This window comes from Paracoccus albus (assembly GCF_027913035.1).
Classification (GTDB): Bacteria; Pseudomonadota; Alphaproteobacteria; order Rhodobacterales; family Rhodobacteraceae; genus Paracoccus; species Paracoccus albus.
Genome location: NZ_CP115775.1, coordinates 2,591,736 through 2,607,975, shown reverse-complemented (window position 1 = coordinate 2,607,975; position 16,240 = coordinate 2,591,736). Strand labels below are relative to the sequence as shown.

13 protein-coding genes and 2 pseudogenes are annotated in these 16,240 nt (G+C 64.4%); 4 read left to right on the top strand and 11 right to left on the bottom strand.

From position 1 onward, the window contains the following. Nucleotides 1–3: 3 nt before the first annotated feature. The 6 genes from PAF20_RS13160 to PAF20_RS13135 form a co-directional block, all read right to left on the bottom strand. Nucleotides 4–1,179 carry an acetyl-CoA C-acyltransferase gene (locus PAF20_RS13160; protein ID WP_271071067.1) on the bottom strand — a complete coding sequence of 392 codons (1,176 nt, stop codon included), beginning with the start codon at nt 1,177–1,179 and terminating at the stop codon, nt 4–6. After that, nucleotides 1,176–3,290 carry a 3-hydroxyacyl-CoA dehydrogenase NAD-binding domain-containing protein gene (locus PAF20_RS13155; RefSeq protein ID WP_271071066.1) on the bottom strand — a complete coding sequence of 705 codons (2,115 nt, stop codon included), beginning with the start codon at nt 3,288–3,290 and terminating at the stop codon, nt 1,176–1,178. The genes PAF20_RS13160 and PAF20_RS13155 overlap by 4 nt, the downstream gene beginning before the upstream one ends. Nucleotides 3,291–3,292: 2 nt before the next feature. Beyond that, nucleotides 3,293–4,093 (bottom strand): IclR family transcriptional regulator, encoded by an 801-nt coding sequence (locus tag PAF20_RS13150; protein ID WP_271071065.1) that lies wholly within the window; start codon nt 4,091–4,093, stop codon nt 3,293–3,295. Nucleotides 4,094–4,101: 8 nt separating this feature from the next. Then, a complete protein-coding gene (locus PAF20_RS13145) occupies nt 4,102–5,439 on the bottom strand; it encodes a TRAP transporter large permease (RefSeq protein ID WP_271071064.1) in 1,338 nt (445 codons plus the stop codon). Nucleotide 5,440: 1 nt separating this feature from the next. Further along, nucleotides 5,441–5,947, bottom strand: a complete 507-nt coding sequence (locus PAF20_RS13140) for a TRAP transporter small permease (RefSeq protein WP_101500522.1) — start codon at nt 5,945–5,947, stop codon at nt 5,441–5,443. A gap of 124 nt (nt 5,948–6,071) precedes the next feature. Beyond that, nucleotides 6,072–7,127, bottom strand: coding sequence for a C4-dicarboxylate TRAP transporter substrate-binding protein (locus PAF20_RS13135; RefSeq protein ID WP_271071062.1), 1,056 nt, complete (start codon nt 7,125–7,127; stop codon nt 6,072–6,074). A 221-nt stretch (nt 7,128–7,348) separates the two neighbouring features. On the opposite strand from PAF20_RS13135, the gene PAF20_RS13130 reads away from it, so the two are divergent. Further along, nucleotides 7,349–8,779, top strand: coding sequence for a hypothetical protein (locus PAF20_RS13130; protein ID WP_271071061.1), 1,431 nt, complete (start codon nt 7,349–7,351; stop codon nt 8,777–8,779). Here PAF20_RS13130 and PAF20_RS13125 read toward each other — a convergent pair. Then, nucleotides 8,710–9,099 (bottom strand): hypothetical protein, encoded by a 390-nt coding sequence (locus PAF20_RS13125; protein WP_271071060.1) that lies wholly within the window; start codon nt 9,097–9,099, stop codon nt 8,710–8,712. The genes PAF20_RS13130 and PAF20_RS13125 overlap by 70 nt on opposite strands. A gap of 199 nt (nt 9,100–9,298) precedes the next feature. Here PAF20_RS13125 and PAF20_RS13120 point away from each other — a divergent pair, with 199 nt between their 5' ends. Further along, complete coding sequence (locus PAF20_RS13120; RefSeq protein ID WP_271071059.1) at nt 9,299–9,901, top strand: recombinase family protein; 603 nt, start codon at nt 9,299–9,301, stop codon at nt 9,899–9,901. 7 nt (nt 9,902–9,908) lie between these two features. On the opposite strand, the pseudogene PAF20_RS13115 reads toward PAF20_RS13120, so the two are convergent. From PAF20_RS13115 to ku, 4 genes and pseudogenes are all read right to left on the bottom strand, one after another. Beyond that, nucleotides 9,909–11,000, bottom strand: a pseudogene (locus PAF20_RS13115) (type I restriction endonuclease subunit R, EcoR124 family). Between the two features lie 66 nt (nt 11,001–11,066). Beyond that, nucleotides 11,067–11,267, bottom strand: a pseudogene (locus tag PAF20_RS13110) (PRC-barrel domain-containing protein); the annotation flags it as partial. 108 nt (nt 11,268–11,375) lie between these two features. Continuing rightward, on the bottom strand, nt 11,376–13,835 hold the full coding sequence (gene ligD, locus PAF20_RS13105) for a DNA ligase D (RefSeq protein WP_271071058.1): 2,460 nt from the start codon (nt 13,833–13,835) through the stop codon (nt 11,376–11,378). Then, on the bottom strand, nt 13,835–14,662 hold the full coding sequence (gene ku / locus PAF20_RS13100; RefSeq protein WP_271071057.1) for a non-homologous end joining protein Ku: 828 nt from the start codon (nt 14,660–14,662) through the stop codon (nt 13,835–13,837). Before ku ends, ligD begins: the two co-directional genes overlap by 1 nt. Nucleotides 14,663–15,140: 478 nt before the next feature. Between ku and PAF20_RS13095 the strand changes: the two genes are divergently transcribed. Continuing rightward, nucleotides 15,141–15,665 carry a BON domain-containing protein gene (locus PAF20_RS13095; RefSeq protein ID WP_271071056.1) on the top strand — a complete coding sequence of 175 codons (525 nt, stop codon included), beginning with the start codon at nt 15,141–15,143 and terminating at the stop codon, nt 15,663–15,665. Between the two features lie 250 nt (nt 15,666–15,915). Next, entirely contained in the window at nt 15,916–16,212 is a 297-nt protein-coding gene (locus PAF20_RS13090) for a hypothetical protein (protein ID WP_271071055.1), read from the top strand. Nucleotides 16,213–16,240: the final 28 nt, after the last annotated feature.

The following is a 16,240-nucleotide window of genomic DNA, read 5'->3' as shown; positions in this document are numbered from 1 at the left end:
CCCTCAGAAAATCTCGATCAGGCCGGCAGCACCCTGGCCGCCGCCGATGCACATGGTGACGACGCCCCATTTCGCGCCGCGCCGCTTGCCCTCCAACAGGATGTGGCCCGCCATGCGCGCGCCGGTCATGCCGAAGGGGTGGCCGATGGCGATCGAGCCGCCATTCACGTTGAAGCGGTCCGGGTCGATGCCCAGCCGGTCGCGGCAATACAGCGCCTGGCTGGCGAAAGCCTCGTTCAGCTCCCACAGGTCGATGTCCTCGACCGTCAGCCCGGCGCGTTCCAGCAGGCGCGGCACGGCAAAGACCGGGCCGATGCCCATCTCGTCCGGCTCGCAGCCGGCGACGGCAAAGCCGCGAAAGGCGCCCAGCGGCGTCACCCCCTCGCGCACGGCCAGATCGCCCTCAATCACCACCAGCGCCGCGGCGCCGTCGGACAGTTGCGAGGCGTTGCCGGCGGTGACGAAGCGGTCCTCGCCCTTGACCGGCTTCAGCGCGGCCAGCGCCTCCAGCGTGGTCGAGGGACGGTTGCATTCGTCCATGGTGAAGGTGACGTCCTCGTTCCGGCTCTCGCCCGTGGCCTTGTCCAGCACGGCGCGGGTCACGTCGAGGGGGATGATCTCGTCCGCGAACAGCCCCGCCTGCTGGGCGGCGGCGATGCGCTGTTGCGAGCGCAGCGCGTATTCGTCCTGCGCCTCGCGGCTGACGCCATAGCGTTCGGCGACGATGTCGGCGGTGTCGATCATCGGCAGATAGAGGTCGGGCTTGTGCGCCTCGATCCAGGCCTCGCGCGAAGGGCGGGGCGGCGGCTGCACCAGGCTGATCGATTCCACGCCGCCGGTCAGGATCGCCTGCGCTCCCTCGACCTGCACCATATGGGCGCCAATCGCCAGCGCCTGCAGCCCCGAGGCGCAGAAGCGGTTCACGGTGGCACCCGCGATGCTGACCGGCAGGCCCGCGCGGATGACGATCTGGCGGGCGATGTTGCCGCCGGTGACGTATTCCGGATAGCCGCAGCCCCAGATGCTGTCCTCGATCAGCGCCGGGTCGATGCCCGCGCGTTCCACCGCGACCGAGGCGATGCGGCCGCCCATGGTCGCGCCATGGGTCAGGTTCAGGCTGCCCCGGCCGGCCTTGCCGATGCCCGTGCGGGCGGTCGAGACGATGACGGCGTCTTTCATGTCGCGTCCTTTCCAGTGTTGGCGTCGGCAAATCTCCCGCCCTGATCCGCAAGCCGGTCCAGCAGCGGCGAGATTTGCCAGAAATAGGGGTCTTCGGCGGCAAAGCGGGCGATGTCGGCGCGGATCGGGTCCAGCCCCTGCGCGTCGGCCCAGTGCATCGGCCCGCCCTTCCAGCGCGGAAAGCCGTAGCCATGCAGCAGCACCACGTCGATGTCCGAGGCGCGAGCGGCGATGCCTTCCTCCAGGATCCTGGCGCCTTCATTCACCATTGCCGCCATGTAGCGAGACTGGATCTCCTCGGGCGTGAAGCTGCGCGGGGTAATCCCTAGCTCGCGGCGGATGCCGTCCAGCATCTCTGCAATCTCGGGGTCGGGGCGGCCCTGCAGGGACTGGTCGTCATAGATGTAATAGCCGCGCCCGGTCTTGCGGCCTAGACGTCCCGCCTCGACCAGCCGGTCGGCGAAGACCGGCACCCGCTCACGCGCATCGCGGGTGGGCGCCTTCCGCTGCCGGGTGGCATAGGCGATGTCCAGCCCGGCAAGGTCGCCCACCTGATAGGGACCCATCGGGAAGCCGAAGCCGACAATCGCTTGATCGACGTCGTAAGGCGAGGCGCCGTCCAGCACCATGTGGTCGGCCGCCGTGCGATAGGCCAATAGCATCCGGTTGCCGATGAAGCCGTCGCAAACGCCCGAGCGCACGCCGATCTTGCCCATCCGCTTGGCCAGCGCAAAGGCGGTCGCCACCACGTCCGGGGCAGTGCAGTCCGCCACGACAATCTCCAGCAGCCGCATCACGTTGGCGGGCGAGAAGAAATGCAGCCCGATGACGTCCTGCGGGCGCGCGGTCGCCTGCGCGATCAGGTTCACGTCCAGATACGACGTATTCGTCGCCAGCACCGCGCCGGGACGGCAGATGCCGTCCAGGGTGCGGAACACCTCGCGCTTGACGTCCAGATCCTCGAACACCGCCTCGATCACCAGATCGACCTGTGCCAGCGGGTCATAGCTTGCGACGGCGCGGAAGGCCTGCGACAGCATCTGGTCGCGCGCCTCGGCCGCCAGCTTGCCGCGCTTGACGGCGCCGTCCAGCATCCGGCCGATGCCAGCGGCGGCCTTGTCGGCCGAGGCCGCATCCCGTTCAACCAGCGTCACGTCCAGCCCTGCGGTCAGCGCCGCCGCCGCGATGCCTTGGCCCATGGTGCCGCCGCCGATGATGCCGACGCGGTCCAGACGGCGCGGGCTGACGCCCTTCAGGTCGTCCTGCTGCGCGGCGCGGCGTTCGGCGAAAAAGGCGTGGATCAGGGCCGCGCGCTCGGGCGTCTGCATCAGGTCGGTGAAGGCGCGGCGCTCCAGCGCCATGCCTTCGGCAAAGGGCAGCGCCAGACCTTCGACGATGGTGTCCAGCGCGCGCATCGGGGCGACCTGCCCGCGCGCGGATTTCGCCACCTTTCGGCGCGCGTCCTCGACCGCCGCCGCGTCCACCGTGGGGGCGTCGGCCTGCGCCAGACGGCGCGGCCCCGCGCCCTGACCCAGCAGCCGCCGCGCCTCGGCCGCGCCCGCCTTAACGGGGGCAGTCGCGTCGGCCAGGGTGTCGATCAGCCCCAGTTCCAGCGCGCGGTCCGCGCCGATCTGACGGCCAGAAGTGACAAGCTCGATCGCCGCCTCGACCCCGACGACGCGCGGCAGGCGCTGGGTGCCACCGGCGCCGGGCAGCAGGCCCAGCGTGACTTCGGGCAGGCCCATCCGGGTGCCCGGCACCGCGACGCGGTAATGGGCGCCCAAGGCGACCTCTAGCCCGCCGCCCAGAACCGTGCCGTGCAGCGCCGCGACCACGGGCTTGTCCGAAGCCTCGATGGCGGCGACGACATCGGGCAAGCCAGGCGGCACCGGCGGCTTGCCGAATTCCGAGATATCGGCCCCGGCAATGAAGGTCCGGCCGGCGCAGAACAGCACTGCGATCCGCGCCTCGGGGTCTTGGGCCAGGCGGTCGATGGCCTCGGCCAGCCCTTGCCGGACGGCCGCGGACAGCGCGTTGACAGGCGGGTCGTCGACCTCGATAAAGCCGATCTCGCCCTCGCGGCGATAGGTGACGGGGGTCGGTTCAGCCATGGTCAGGCCTCCATGCGGATCAGGCCGGGGGCCTGTCCTGTCAAGCGTTCCAGGGTGCGGACGGCGGTGGCGAGCTGCGGCCCGACCGCGCTCTCCATCCGCTCGATCGGGGCCTCGCGCGGCAACGCGCCGCAGGTGAATACCACTGGCTCGGCCAGATTGCTGCTGCGGAAGGGCACCGAGACGGCGTTATAGGCGGCCGACGTCCCGCCGCCGGCGGGGGTCGAGACAAAGCCGCGCTGCGCCAGTTCGTCATGCGCCTGCGGCCGGTGGTCCATCATCGCGTGCAGCGCCTGCGCGTCCGGCAGAAGCTCGTCAGCTATGCGCTCGATCTCGGCCGGGCTGGTCGCGGCGATGAAGGCCCGCCAGGAGGAGAAGGGCTGCAAGGGAATCCGCTGCCCGACCTCGAGCCAGATCGAGGCCACGCGCCGCGGCCGCCAGGTGCGGATCAGCACCAGCTTGTCGGCGTCGCGCACCGCCAGCACGACCAGCGTCCCGGTATCGTCGGCCAGATCCTGCATCAGCTCATGCGCCGGCACCAGGAAGGACAGCGAGGCCGCCGCGACATGGCCCACCGCGACCAGCGTCGGCCCCGGCCGGAACCGGTCGTCGCGGGACGACTGGACCAGATAGCCCAGCTCAAGCAAGGTGAAGGTCAGCCGCGAGACGGTCGATTTCGGCAGCCCCGTGCGCTGCGCGATCTCGGCATTGCTCAACCCGTCATCGGTGACGCGGAAGGCGCGCAGAACCGACAGCCCCCGGGCCAGGGTGGTCGCAAAGCGGGGATCGTTCTGCTCGGTCATCGCCTGCCTCACAAGCCGTTCGGGATCAGGGTCGAGATGGCGGGCACCAGGATCAGGATGGCCAGCACCACAATATCCATCGCCAGGAAGCGCATCACCCCGGCAAAGATCTGGTCCACGGTGATATCCCGCCCGGTGACGTTGCCGATGACAAAGACGTTCAGGCCCACAGGCGGCGTGATCAACCCGATTTCCAGCAGCTTGACCACGATCACCCCGAACCAGATCAGGTCCATGCCCAGATTGTCGACCATCGGGATCACGAAGGGCAAGGTCAGCACGATGATCCCCACCGGGTCGAGGAACATGCCCAGAAAGATATACAGCACCGAGATCGCCACCATCAGCAGCAGCGGCGACAGCCCGGCATCGGCCACCCATTGCGACACCATGCCCGCCGCCCCGGTCAGCGCGACGAAGGACACGAAGATCTTGGCGCAGGCGGCGATCAGGAAGATGGCGGCGGTCTGGATCAGGCTTTCGCGGATCGCGATCCACATGGACCGCAGGCTTAGCGAGCGTTCGGCGAAGCCGATCAGAATGGTCAGCAGGACGCTGACCGCCGCCGCCTCGGTCGCGGTGAAGATGCCGCCATAGATGCCGCCGATGATGACGGTGAACAGCACCAGCGCCGGCCAGGCCGACACCGCCGCCCGCAGCCGCGCCCCCCGGACCAGCGGCGTGGGGTCCACCGGCGCCGCGGACGGATCGCGCGACACCCACCAGAAGACGACGATGACATAGCCCCCCAGCGTCAGAAGACCGGGCAGGATGCCGGCCAGAAACAGCTTGCTGATCGAGGTCTCGGTAAAGATGCCATACAGGATGAACAGCACCGAGGGCGGGATCAGCGACCCCAGCGTGCCCCCCGCCGCGACCGAGGCGGTGGCGAGCCGCGGGTTATAGCCCAGCCGCAGCATCTCCGGCACGCAGATCCGCCCCATGGTCGAGGCGCAGGCGATCGACGACCCCGAAATGGCCGAGAACCCGGCGCAGCCCATCAGCGAGGCGACGCTGACGCCCCCCGGCACCCGGCGTAGCCAGACATTGGCCGCGTCATAGATGCGGGTGGTGATGCCGGTGTGATAGGCGATGTTGCCCAGCGCCACGAAGAGCGGGATCATAGACAGGTCATAGGAGTGGATCAGCTCGAAAAAGCTGTTCACGACCATGGACGAGGTCGGGTTGATGGCGCGTTCCGGGGCAAAGCTGCCGCTGCGGAAGGCATAGATCAGGAAAGTGCCCACGGTCGCCACGCCGGCCAGCACAAAGGCGATCGGCACGCGCAGCGCCAGCAGCACGATGACCATTCCGAAGGCGACAAGTCCGATGGTTGCTGGATCCATCTCAGACGGACTCCTCTTCGGTGTGGGTGGTGACGGTCCCGGTGCGGCGCAGTTCCAGCGCGTCTTCCAGCGCGACCAGCGCCAGCCGGATCGTCATGATCACAAGGCCCAGAAGAAAGGCCAGCTTCATGGGCCAGCGCGGGATGCCCAGAAGCCCGTCATAGAACTCGTTCGACCGCCACGATCCGGCAAGGTTGCGCCAGCTGGCATAGATCAGCGGCAGCACGGCCAGCAGCGCGATGATCCAGCCGAAAACGATCAGCCGGCCCCGCATCCGCGGCGACATGCGGTCGGTGACGAAGGTGACGGCGATATGGGCGCGGCTGGCCGTGGCCGCCGCCAGCGGAAAGACGATGGTGGGGATCATCAGCTCGCGGACGATGATGACGATGTCGGGCACGCTCCAGCCGAAGAACTGGCGGCCGATCACATTGGCGCTGATCGCCAGCGTCAGCGCCAGGGTCGAGACGACCGCGAATTCAAGCAGGATACGTTCGATGGCCTTCATGGTCGCACCTCCGGGTCCGGTCGGACGGGTTCGATCAAGGGATGGCCGGGACCGATGGCGGTCGGGCCGGAAAACGGGCGCGCGTGGGGATCGGCGCGCCCGCTTCTGTCAGGTCAGGCGGGGCTTAGTTGGCCTTGGGCGCCCAGGGATAGCCCTGCTCGTCGCGCTGCTTGGTGTATTCCACGATCAGCGCGGTGTATTCGTCCACCAGCCCTTGACCGTCGAGACCCGCAGCATTCGCGCGCTCGATCCACTCGCCGACATATTTCTTGCCGCCTTCGGCCAGACGCGCGCGATCCTCGTCCGAGATCTTCAGGACCGGAGTGCCCTGATCTTCCAGAATCTTGACAGAGCGGGCGTTGGCGTCGGTCAGGATGCGGGCAAATTCATCGGCCAGCCCCTCGCCCGCGGTCATGATCGCGGTCTGCTGCTCGGGCGTCAGCGCGTCGAAGCTGTCCTTGTTCATCATGATGCCAAGGGCGCCGATCTGGCCGAAATCCAGCTCGGTATAGCTGTCGAAGACCTCGTCGAACTTCAGCGCCTCGACCAGATAGGGATAGGTCTGGGTGCAGTCGATCAGGCCCGTGTCCAGCCCCTGAAACGCCTCGTAGACCGACATGTCGACCGGGGTCGCGCCAAGGTCGTGGAAAACCTTGCCATAGGCGCCGACGCCGCGGATCTTCAGACCCTTGACGTCGTCCAGCGACTCGATGGTCGCGCCCTTGCACCCGACCTGCACGGCCGATGTGGTATAGGTGCCGATATAGACCAGGTTCTGGCTGGCCAGGTTCTCCCTGATCTGCGCGTTCTCGCGCATCAGCTTGTCAGTGGCCTTCATTCCCACCCAAGGATCGGGGTTTGGAATCGGCAGGTCGGCCAGGCCATAGGCGATCATGTCCTGCGGAAAATAAACCCCAATGACCGAGCCCATGTCGGCGACACCATCCCGGATCGACTGAACGGCGACCTTCTCGGAAAACAGCGCGCCGCCCCAGTTCACGTCGATGGTGAGTTCGCCGTTTGTCCGTTCGGCGACCTGGTCGACGAACCACTGCGTGGCCTCGGCGCGCACGCCGCGGTTGGGACCGGCCTCGCCGTAGATCAGCGTCATGGCCATCGCCGCGGACGAGGCCGAGCAGAGCAGGCCGAGGGTCAGGAAACTTGTCGTCAGAAAGCGCATGATGATTCTCCTCCCGTTCCAATTAGTAGCACATTGTGCCATACATTGGAACAAACTTGCGTCGCCTCGAGAAAATTTGCGAGAGTGGCGCGGAGGCTTCGCAGAAAGGATAAAGAGTCGTGTTCAACTTGGCGGGAGAGGGCGTCGTCTTCATTTCCGGCCACGATGCCTGGCTCTACTGCGGCCGGCTGCGCACGCCCGCTGCCCGGACGCCCGCCTGAATGCAGCCTTTTCCCCCGCCGGAACGCTCTGCCCGCACGTTGGTCGCACAGGGCTGCATCATCGTCGTCATTCTGGCGTCCCTTGCCGGCATCTTCATCCACTCTGCCGCCATCGGCCTGACCGCCGGCGCGGCGCTGGCGGTCTTTCTTGTCCTGTGCTGGCGGCAGTTTACTATCGCCACGTGGTTGACCGTCGGCCTTTGCGCCCTGCTACTGGCCGCGGCAATGGTGTGCGGCATCGACATCGAGACGCTGTCCCGGGGGCTTGAGCGGATGGCTTTCCTGGCAGCGCTGCTGGCGCTTCTGGGCGCGCTGCGGGTGGTTGCCTCGGAGGCACCCGAGGTCGTCCGCGCCGGACGCTATCTCACGACCCGCCCGCCCGGCCGGCGCTATCTGGCAATGAACTTCGGCGGCCATGTCTTCGGCGTCCTGATCAATCTCGGCGGCATCGCGCTGCTGCTGGACATGACGCGGCGGTCGCTGGAGGAAACGAGCGCGCATCTGCCCCCGGATTTGCGGGAATGGCGGCTGCGCCGGATAACGACAGCCGTGCTGCGCGGCTTTGCGCTGGCCCCGCTCTGGTCGCCCATCGGGCTTGGGTTGAACGCCCTGCTGCTGGCGATGCCCGAACTGGAATACGCCGACATCGGGCCTGCGGGGTTGCTGGCAGCGGCGCTGTTCCTTGCTTGGGGCTGGTTTCTGGACTGGGCGGGGGCGCCGCGCATCCCGCTTACGTCGCGGGCAGCCCCTCGACCGGATGCCGCCGACCGGGGCGGGGTTGCGCTGCTGGTGATGCATGTGGCGCTGCTGGCTGGGCTGGTCTTCGGGCTGCACGCGGCCACCGGGCTGCAGTTCCAGCAGGCGCTGCTGATCGCCGTGCCGGGCTACAGCCTGGCTTGGGCGGCGCGGATCGGGCGCGGCGGTCCGGGCCGCGCGGGTGCCGCGATGCGCCGCGCCACCGCCGGGACGATCCGGCGCTTTCCCCTGGCCGCCGCCGAGATCGGCGTCTTCGCCTCGGCGGGGCTTCTGTCGGTGCTGGCGCTGGAACTGCTGCCGATCGACCGGGTGCAGGCGCTGGTCGCCGCGCTGATCGGGGCCCCCTGGCAGATGGTCGTCCTGCTCAACCTCTCCATGTTCGCGCTGGCCACGGCAGGGGTGAACCCGATCATCACGGCCTCCGTCCTGGGCGGCCTCGTGACGCAACTGGACGTGCCGGGACTGAGCGATGCGGCCGCGGCGCTGTGCCTTGCGGGAACCTGGAGCTGCGTCATGGGCTTCACGCCGCTGATGACGACGGTGGTCTATGCCGGCGCATTGGTCGGACGGCCCGCGGCGGTCGTGGGCTTCCGCTGGAACGGGCTCTACTGCCTGTCAGGGCTGGCCCTGTGGACGATCGGGATGGCGCTGCTCGTGCAATCGGGCCTGATGTGAGGCTCGCCCCCCTTTTCTTCTGCCACTTGGACAACGGCGCGATGGATGCTGGCGACCGAGGGCTGCGGATCGAGAAGGGCCAGACCCTCGATCAGTTCGACCATCTCCTTCGGGAAGATGCGCGTCCCGGCTTCCGGCCGGATCGGACGTGCAGGGCCTGCCGGCCCATCCGCCCGGTCGCGGGCCGGCCAGCGGCGCGCGGTCCGCATCGGGAGGCCCGCCCCGGCTGCCACCCTTGATGGTGGAGGTGCGGGCGCCGCAGGGCCATGCGGCGGGCGGCGTCCGCCCTGTCCGGCCCCATCCTCCGGTCCCTCCGTCATGATGGTCTTCCCGTCCGCAAGGGGATGGTTCACCGGACGGTCTGAGAATGCGGCGCGGCTCCCTGTAGATTTCTGCGTTTGATGGCGGAAGTCATTCTCATTTGATTGGTACGTTTATGGTATCATTGATGGGGCCTTTAGTGTTACATTCGGGCACGGTCCGCTCTGTGCGCGGCCTCGTCATGACCAGGAGGCACCCATGTCAGAGACCCGCATTGGCTACGCCCGCTGCTCGACCGACAAGCAGGACCTCGCCGCGCAGCGGGTCGCGCTCCTCGATCTCGATGTGGCGGAAGACCGGATCTATACCGATCATGGCCTGACGGGCACCAACCGGGAGCGGCCGGGTCTCGCGCAGGCCCTGGCCGCAGTCCGTGAAGGCGACACGCTTGTCGTCCCGAAGCTCGACCGGCTGGCGCGGTCGGTCCCGGACGCCCGCGCCATCGCCGACGAGTTGGCGACGCGCGGGGTCAAACTGGCATTGGGAGCATCGGTCCACGATCCGACCGATCCGATGGGCAGGATGTTCTTCAACATCCTGGCCACGTTCGCCGAGTTCGAGGCTGACCTGATACGCATGCGCACCAGGGAAGGCATGGCGGTTGCGCGCGCCAAAGGAAAGCTGAAGGGCAAGAAGCCCAAGCTCTCGGATCGCCGTCAGACGGAGTTGCGCCGCATGTATGACACGGGCGATTATTCGATCACCGATCTGGCGGAGCTGTTCGCCGTCTCGCGGCCGACCGTGTATCGCGTCCTGCAGCGGATACCGGGCGCCGATGGAGCCTCATCAGCCGCGCGGTAGAGGATCGTCACTGCGCCTGTGCAATAAGCGCCCCGCGGGCACGGCTACGGCAACCCGAAGGGCGGAAAGCGGAAGTTCGCTGCGGACGCAAACGGACTAAGGCCCCACCCGAAACCGGACGTTCGAGACGCACCTGCATAGATAACCATATTTGGTATACAGTGGTTCTTGACCATCGATCATCAACACGCCTAAATTTTCCCGCCAACGCCCTTGAACTTTTCAACGAACGCAGAGATGCGTGGAACACATCTCGTTTTTTGGTCAAGTATTGTGGATTGAGCGGGCTCATTTTTGGTAGGATCGAGTTCAACTCCGTGCCGTTTTCGCTCGCATATTCGCGTTTGACCGACGTCGCGATGTAGCGCTTGGCGGCATCCGAGTTCAATTTTTCATCCGCTATCAGTTCTTCCGCTTCCCGGCGTTGCTCGGCTTGTGCGAAGGCAAAAAACGCCTAAATCACCCCGGCCTTGTCCCCCAGTTCGTCAAGGTTTGTCTGATTGATGAAATCGACGATGAGACTTTCTTTCGCGCGGTTGCCAATACTGGCGCGGATGACACGGCGAACTTCGCCAACGAGCTCTGATTTGCTCTTCGTTTTTTTGTTGTGCTCGAAGATTAGCTCGAGGATGTAATCCAGATTGATTTCCTGGGACTCCAAGAGATCGACTTCAAAAACGACATCATCCCAGTCGATCGTTGACTCAACCTGCTCGGCGCTCGCCTTTTCGCGGCGAAGCCAATCCCGAATGTCATTATAGGTTGAACGGTAATCTTGGACCTTTCGGTCAGCAGGCATCTCGATGCTCTTGAGCTCGTCAATTTCATCATCACTGAGATGATGCCGTTCCTTGAACGCTCTCACCGCTTCGGCGTCACTCTCGTCAATCTCCTGAAGCTCTCTTAGGCTGGAGAATTCATCATAATTCTGAAGGATATTCTCAACACGGAGATACTCGCCGAACAGCTTCGCAAAGGCCTTCTTGTCTGCTTCCTTCTCGATGGTGGAGGGGTCCGGGAAACGCTCTTCCAGCTCACGTACGACATCGACAAAGCCTCGCCTCGCCTCGCCGGTCGTCTGGTCCGTAAAACCTTCCATGTATTCTGAGTAACTCTTTTCCAGAACGACGTTCTTGGTATTGGCGTTGCCGAAGAGTGTGATCGCCTTTCCCCACGGGACCGGATGATGGTCTTCGCCGAGCCCCAGAAAACCGCCAAAGCCCATCACGGCGTAGGCGACCCTGCCGGATTGCTTGTCGATCATGAGGTGGTCGATTGTGCCGATGTGGGCACCATCGTTACCATAGACGTCGGTCCCGTCCACATCGTCGGATGAGACGAGACTTGCATGTGCGGAATTGTCCATTTGATCTTCCTCATACTGCGGGACGAACCGAGAACCATACCGCCGGGTTCCGCCCCGCGTGTCCAGGATGGCGGCATTTTGCCGGAGTCGATTTGGAAATGGTATCTTTCAATTCTCTGCAAAAGCCTGAAGCGCGTCGATCACGCCATCGCTCAGGCTCTGCAAGCTGTCCTGGACCTGCGCCGCCGGGCAATCCGCCTCCAGCCGCGCGGCCATATCAGCCATCGAGAAGCTGTTAGCCCCCTCCAGGTCCTTCAATTCGTCCCATGTCACCGGCACGGCCACGGGGGCGCCGGGGCGGGCGCGCAGGGAATAGGGGGCGATTGCCGTCGCGCCGCGTTCGTTGCGCAGCCAGTCGATGAAGACGCGCCCCCGGCGTTTCGATTTCGACATGGTGGCGGTGTAACGGTCGGGCGCGCGCGCCGCCATCACATGCGCGAAGGTCTTGGCGAACAGTTTAACACTGTCCCAGCCGCGGGTGCGCCGCAGTGCCAGCCAGACATGCACGCCCTTGCCGCCGGTGACGATGGCGCCGCTTTGCAAACCCAGACTTGCCAGCATATCGCGCACATCGAAGGCCGCCTCCTGCACATCGGTCCAACCCAGCCCCTCGTCGGGATCGAGATCGAACACCAGCCGATCGGGACGTTCCAGCCGGTCGGTCCGCGCACCCCAGATGTGGAACTCGATGCTGCCCATCTGCGCGGCGGCGATCAGGCTTTCGGTCCGCGTGGCATAGAGGTAATCGGCGCTGTCGCCGTCGCTTTCCTCGATGCTGACGCGCGACAGTTCACCGGGCATCCCGCCGACATCGTGTTTCTGGAAGAAGCACGGATCGGAAATGCCGGACGGGCAGCGATAGAGCGACAGGGGACGGTGTCCGGCGAGCGCGATCATGCGTTCGCCGACCTGCGCGTAATGCCGCGCCACGTTGCCCTTGGTGCAGCCTGCGTCGGGGAACACGGGGCGGTCCGCATTGCTGATGCGGATGCCCTGAACGGTGGTTTCGGTATCGTCGGTCATCGGTGCCTCTAGTCGCACGTCGTCGGCTTTCTTGTCGTCGCGCAGGCCGAGGAAGCTGGCATGACGCACATAGCCGTCGCCGGTGAATTCGGTGAACTCGACCTCGGCCACCAGATCGGCGCGCACCCACTGCGCCTCCCGCGCGATGTCATCCGGGACATCGTGGCAGGGCGGATTCTTGCGCGCGGTCATCTCCCGGGCCACGGCCTCCATCACAGCGTCGGAAAACCCGGTGCCGACCCTGCCCTTGTAGCGCAGCGCGCCACCCTCGTGGCTGGCCAGAAGAAGCGAGGCAAAGGGCCGCCCGGCCTTGTCGGACGGCGAATAACCCACGATCACGAATTCCTGTCGGCGGGTGCATTTGACCTTGCGCCACGCCTTGCTGCGGGTGCTTCGATAGGGGGCGTCAATGCGTTTGCTGATGATCCCCTCCGCACCCGCCTTGCAGGCATTGGCGAACACCTCTGGACCCTTGCCGACGATATGTTCGCTCAGCCGCAGGGGGCCGCCGGAGGGCGCACCCGACAGCAACTTTGCCAGACGTTCGCGGCGTTCGATCTGAGGCAGCTTGCGCAGATCCTCGCCGTCGATGCGCAAGAGGTCGAAGGCAAAGAAGACCAGCGCGTTGCCCTGTTTCAACGCCTTTTGCAGCGAAGAAAATGCCGAGCCGTTGATTCGTGCCGCCATCACCTCGCCGTCGATCAGGGCCGCGTCGCAGGGCAGCGAATCGAATGCACCATCTAGCGCGTGAAACCTGTCGGTCCAATCCTTGCCTGACCTTGTATAAAGCCGAGTGCCGCCTGTGCCGAGCGCGGCAAGGCAGCGATAGCCGTCGAACTTGGTCTCGTGCAGCCAGTCATCGCCCTCGGGCGCGTCTGATACCAGCGTCGCAAGCTGCGGTTTGACGAACGCGGGGCGCTTGCGGCTGCGGTCCGGGGCAGGATCTGGCGGGGCTTTGGCAGGCGCATCCTCGGCGATCTGCGTCATGGTGCGCCCCGTCTTGACCGAAACCGCATCGCCGCTTGTAAATCCGTCGGGGTCGTCACCAGCGTAATCGTCACGCTCCTTGATCAACAGCCAGTTTTCGCGTTTCTCGCCTGATTTTCCGCGCATCCGCACCAGCGCCCAGCCGCCCTTCATCCGCTGCCCTTGCAGGGTGAATTTAAGCTTGCCGTCGCTCAGGCCCTTCTCGAAATCTTGCTGCGGCACCCAGCTCCCGGTGTCCCATAGCATGACCGTGCCGCCGCCGTATTCGCCCTTTGGGATCGTGCCCTCGAAATCGCCGTAGTCGAGCGGATGATCCTCGGTCCGCACGGCCAGACGTTTCTCGCCCGGATCGGGCGATGGCCCCTTCGTGACCGCCCAGCTGAGCAGCACGCCGTTCCATTCCAGCCGGAAATCATAATGCAGCCGCGACGCGGCATGTTTTTGCACCAGAAAGCGGCGTTTTTTGCGATCCTCGCCCACTTGGCCGCGTGGCTCCTTGGTGCGGGAAAAGTCCCGCTTGGCGTTGTAGTCGGCCAGAGGGTCGGGGGATTTCGCCATCAGGATGCCTTTTTCGACGGCTTTTTCTTCTTCTTGCCGTCGGCGTCCTTGAGGCTCTGTTTCAGCGCGCTCATCAAATCGACCACATTGTCACCGCCGCCGCCCTCGTCATCGTCTGCCCGCACACGCGGGGTTTTCTTGTTCTTGATCTTGGCCTCCAGAAGGTCCTGCATCGCCTCGGCGTATTTGTCGTGATAGGCACCCGCGTCGAAGGGCGCGCTCTTGCGGTCGATCAAGGTTGTGGCAACCTCCAGCAATTCCTTGTCGACCTTTTCATCCTCGATGTCGGTGAAGATCTGATCGGCCTCACGCAGTTCGTCCTCGTAATGCAGCGTCTCCATCAACAGCCCGTCGCCGCAGGGCTTGACGGCGGCCAGATATTCCTTGCCGCGCATCGTGACCTGACCCAGACCCACCTTGCCGGCGTCGCGCAACGCATCGCGCACGACACGATACGCGTCCTGCGCCAGATCGTCGGAGGCCATGATGTAATAGGGTTTGTCGAAATAAATCGGTGATATCTCGCAGGCATCGACGAATTGCACCAGTTCGAAGGTCTTTTTCGTCTCCAGCTTGATCGCGTCGATCTCGTCCGGATCCAGCAGGAGGTATTCGCCGTCATCCACCTCATAGCCCTTGACGATGTCCTCGGTCTTGACCGGCCCTATACCGGGAACGGATTTTTCATACCGTATGCGCTTGCCCGACGGTTTGTGGATCTGGCGGAACGACACCCGGGCGCCCGATTTCGTGGCCGAGAATATCTCGACCGGGATGGAGACGAGCGACAGTCGAAGCTGACCTTTCCAGAGTGCGCGCGGTGCCATACCGGTCCTTACCCTATGGATGCGCCGCCATGATGAAGACGGAGTGCCTAAAGATATAGATTGAGACCGCAAATTGTTCCATGTTCGCGTTCGGGAAACCTGACGTATCCCCACGATCACCGTTCTCTGTTGTGTTATGCTAAGCGATATTGCGGGTCGTGTGACGCAAACGACCTAGCGGGAGATCGGGTCTTGGCTGGACGGAGAAATTTTCTGATGCAGTGAGAGCTTGATCCCCGGCTCCCCGCCTTCGACTCGGTGCCGGATCGAAAGAATGTGGAGTTCGCTAATCTGATTATGAGCTGGTAAAGTTGCCGCAGATTATTCATCCGATCCGCTTCAGGTCGCCAAGAACCTTTAGTTTCGCCGACAGCTTAAAGCGCTTTAACGCATGCTGATCATTCCTCTGTAATTGTAAGAGGTGAGGCGTCGCGTCAAGTCTCGCCTTGGATTTCCCTGCTTTGAAGAGGAGTATGAAATGAACCGACACCATACCGACCGCCGACATTACACGGACCCATCAGGCGCACCTTTTCCGGGTCCGTCCTATGAGCCGGGCTTGGCCCCTGGGTCTTATCAGAACGATCCTGATCACCACGGATCTCATGGTGGCTATTGGGAACGGGACGATCCTCGTCGCCGCGACAATCGAGGGTTTTTTGATAAGGCGGCAGAGGAGGTCCAGTCGTGGTTCGGCGACGAGGATGCCGAACGGCGCCGCGAGCCCGGCCATCGGGGCAAAGGCCCACGTAATTACAAACGCTCGGATGAGCGGATTGCCGAAGATGTCCACCAGCGACTAACCGACGATCACCATCTCGATGCTTCGGAAATCGAGGTCACGGTCTCCGGTCGCGAGGTCACGTTGAATGGCACGGTGGAAACGCGCAACGCGAAACGTCACGCCGAAGACTGCGCCGATGCGGTATCTGACGTAGAGCATGTCCAAAATAATCTGCGGGTGCGTAAATCGAGGGGATCAACCGCGCTGCACTTTGGCTGAATTTACACTTCTAGTATCGCTTAGCCAACCGACCAGTGGTTTCAGACGCTTGAAGTATCGTCATGAGTACGACCTTTTAGCAATCTTGCCTCAGAGAGTGCGTGTCATCATCGGACGTGAGGGCTCGGCGTCAATACGAGGCTTGGCTTTCGCGGCAGGTCGACAGGACTCCAAGCGGATCCGCGCCGCGTGGCTCTCAACAGAAAGAAAAATAATGACCGAAAGGGAACCAGCTGACACGTCAGCGAAGTTGCGTGACGATATCGACAAGGGCAAGGCTAGCGACAAGGTAGGATTCCCCGACCCGGCGGCGGCACCCTTGGGCACTGATGCCGAAGCCGGAGGCGCCAGCCCCACCCGCGAGGAACTGCGCATGGCGCACCGTCAAGAGGTCGAAGGACGCGCAGACGGCCCAACTGCTGCAAGTGAACCGAGACCGGTCAGCCTGGAAGAGCCATCGACCGGCAAACAGGGGGGGCGCACCACGATTCTGCTGGTGGTTGCACTGATATTGCTGGCTGGGCTTGGTTACGCCGTGTTGACATGATTACGACCGTGCTTGAGCAAGATGTCGA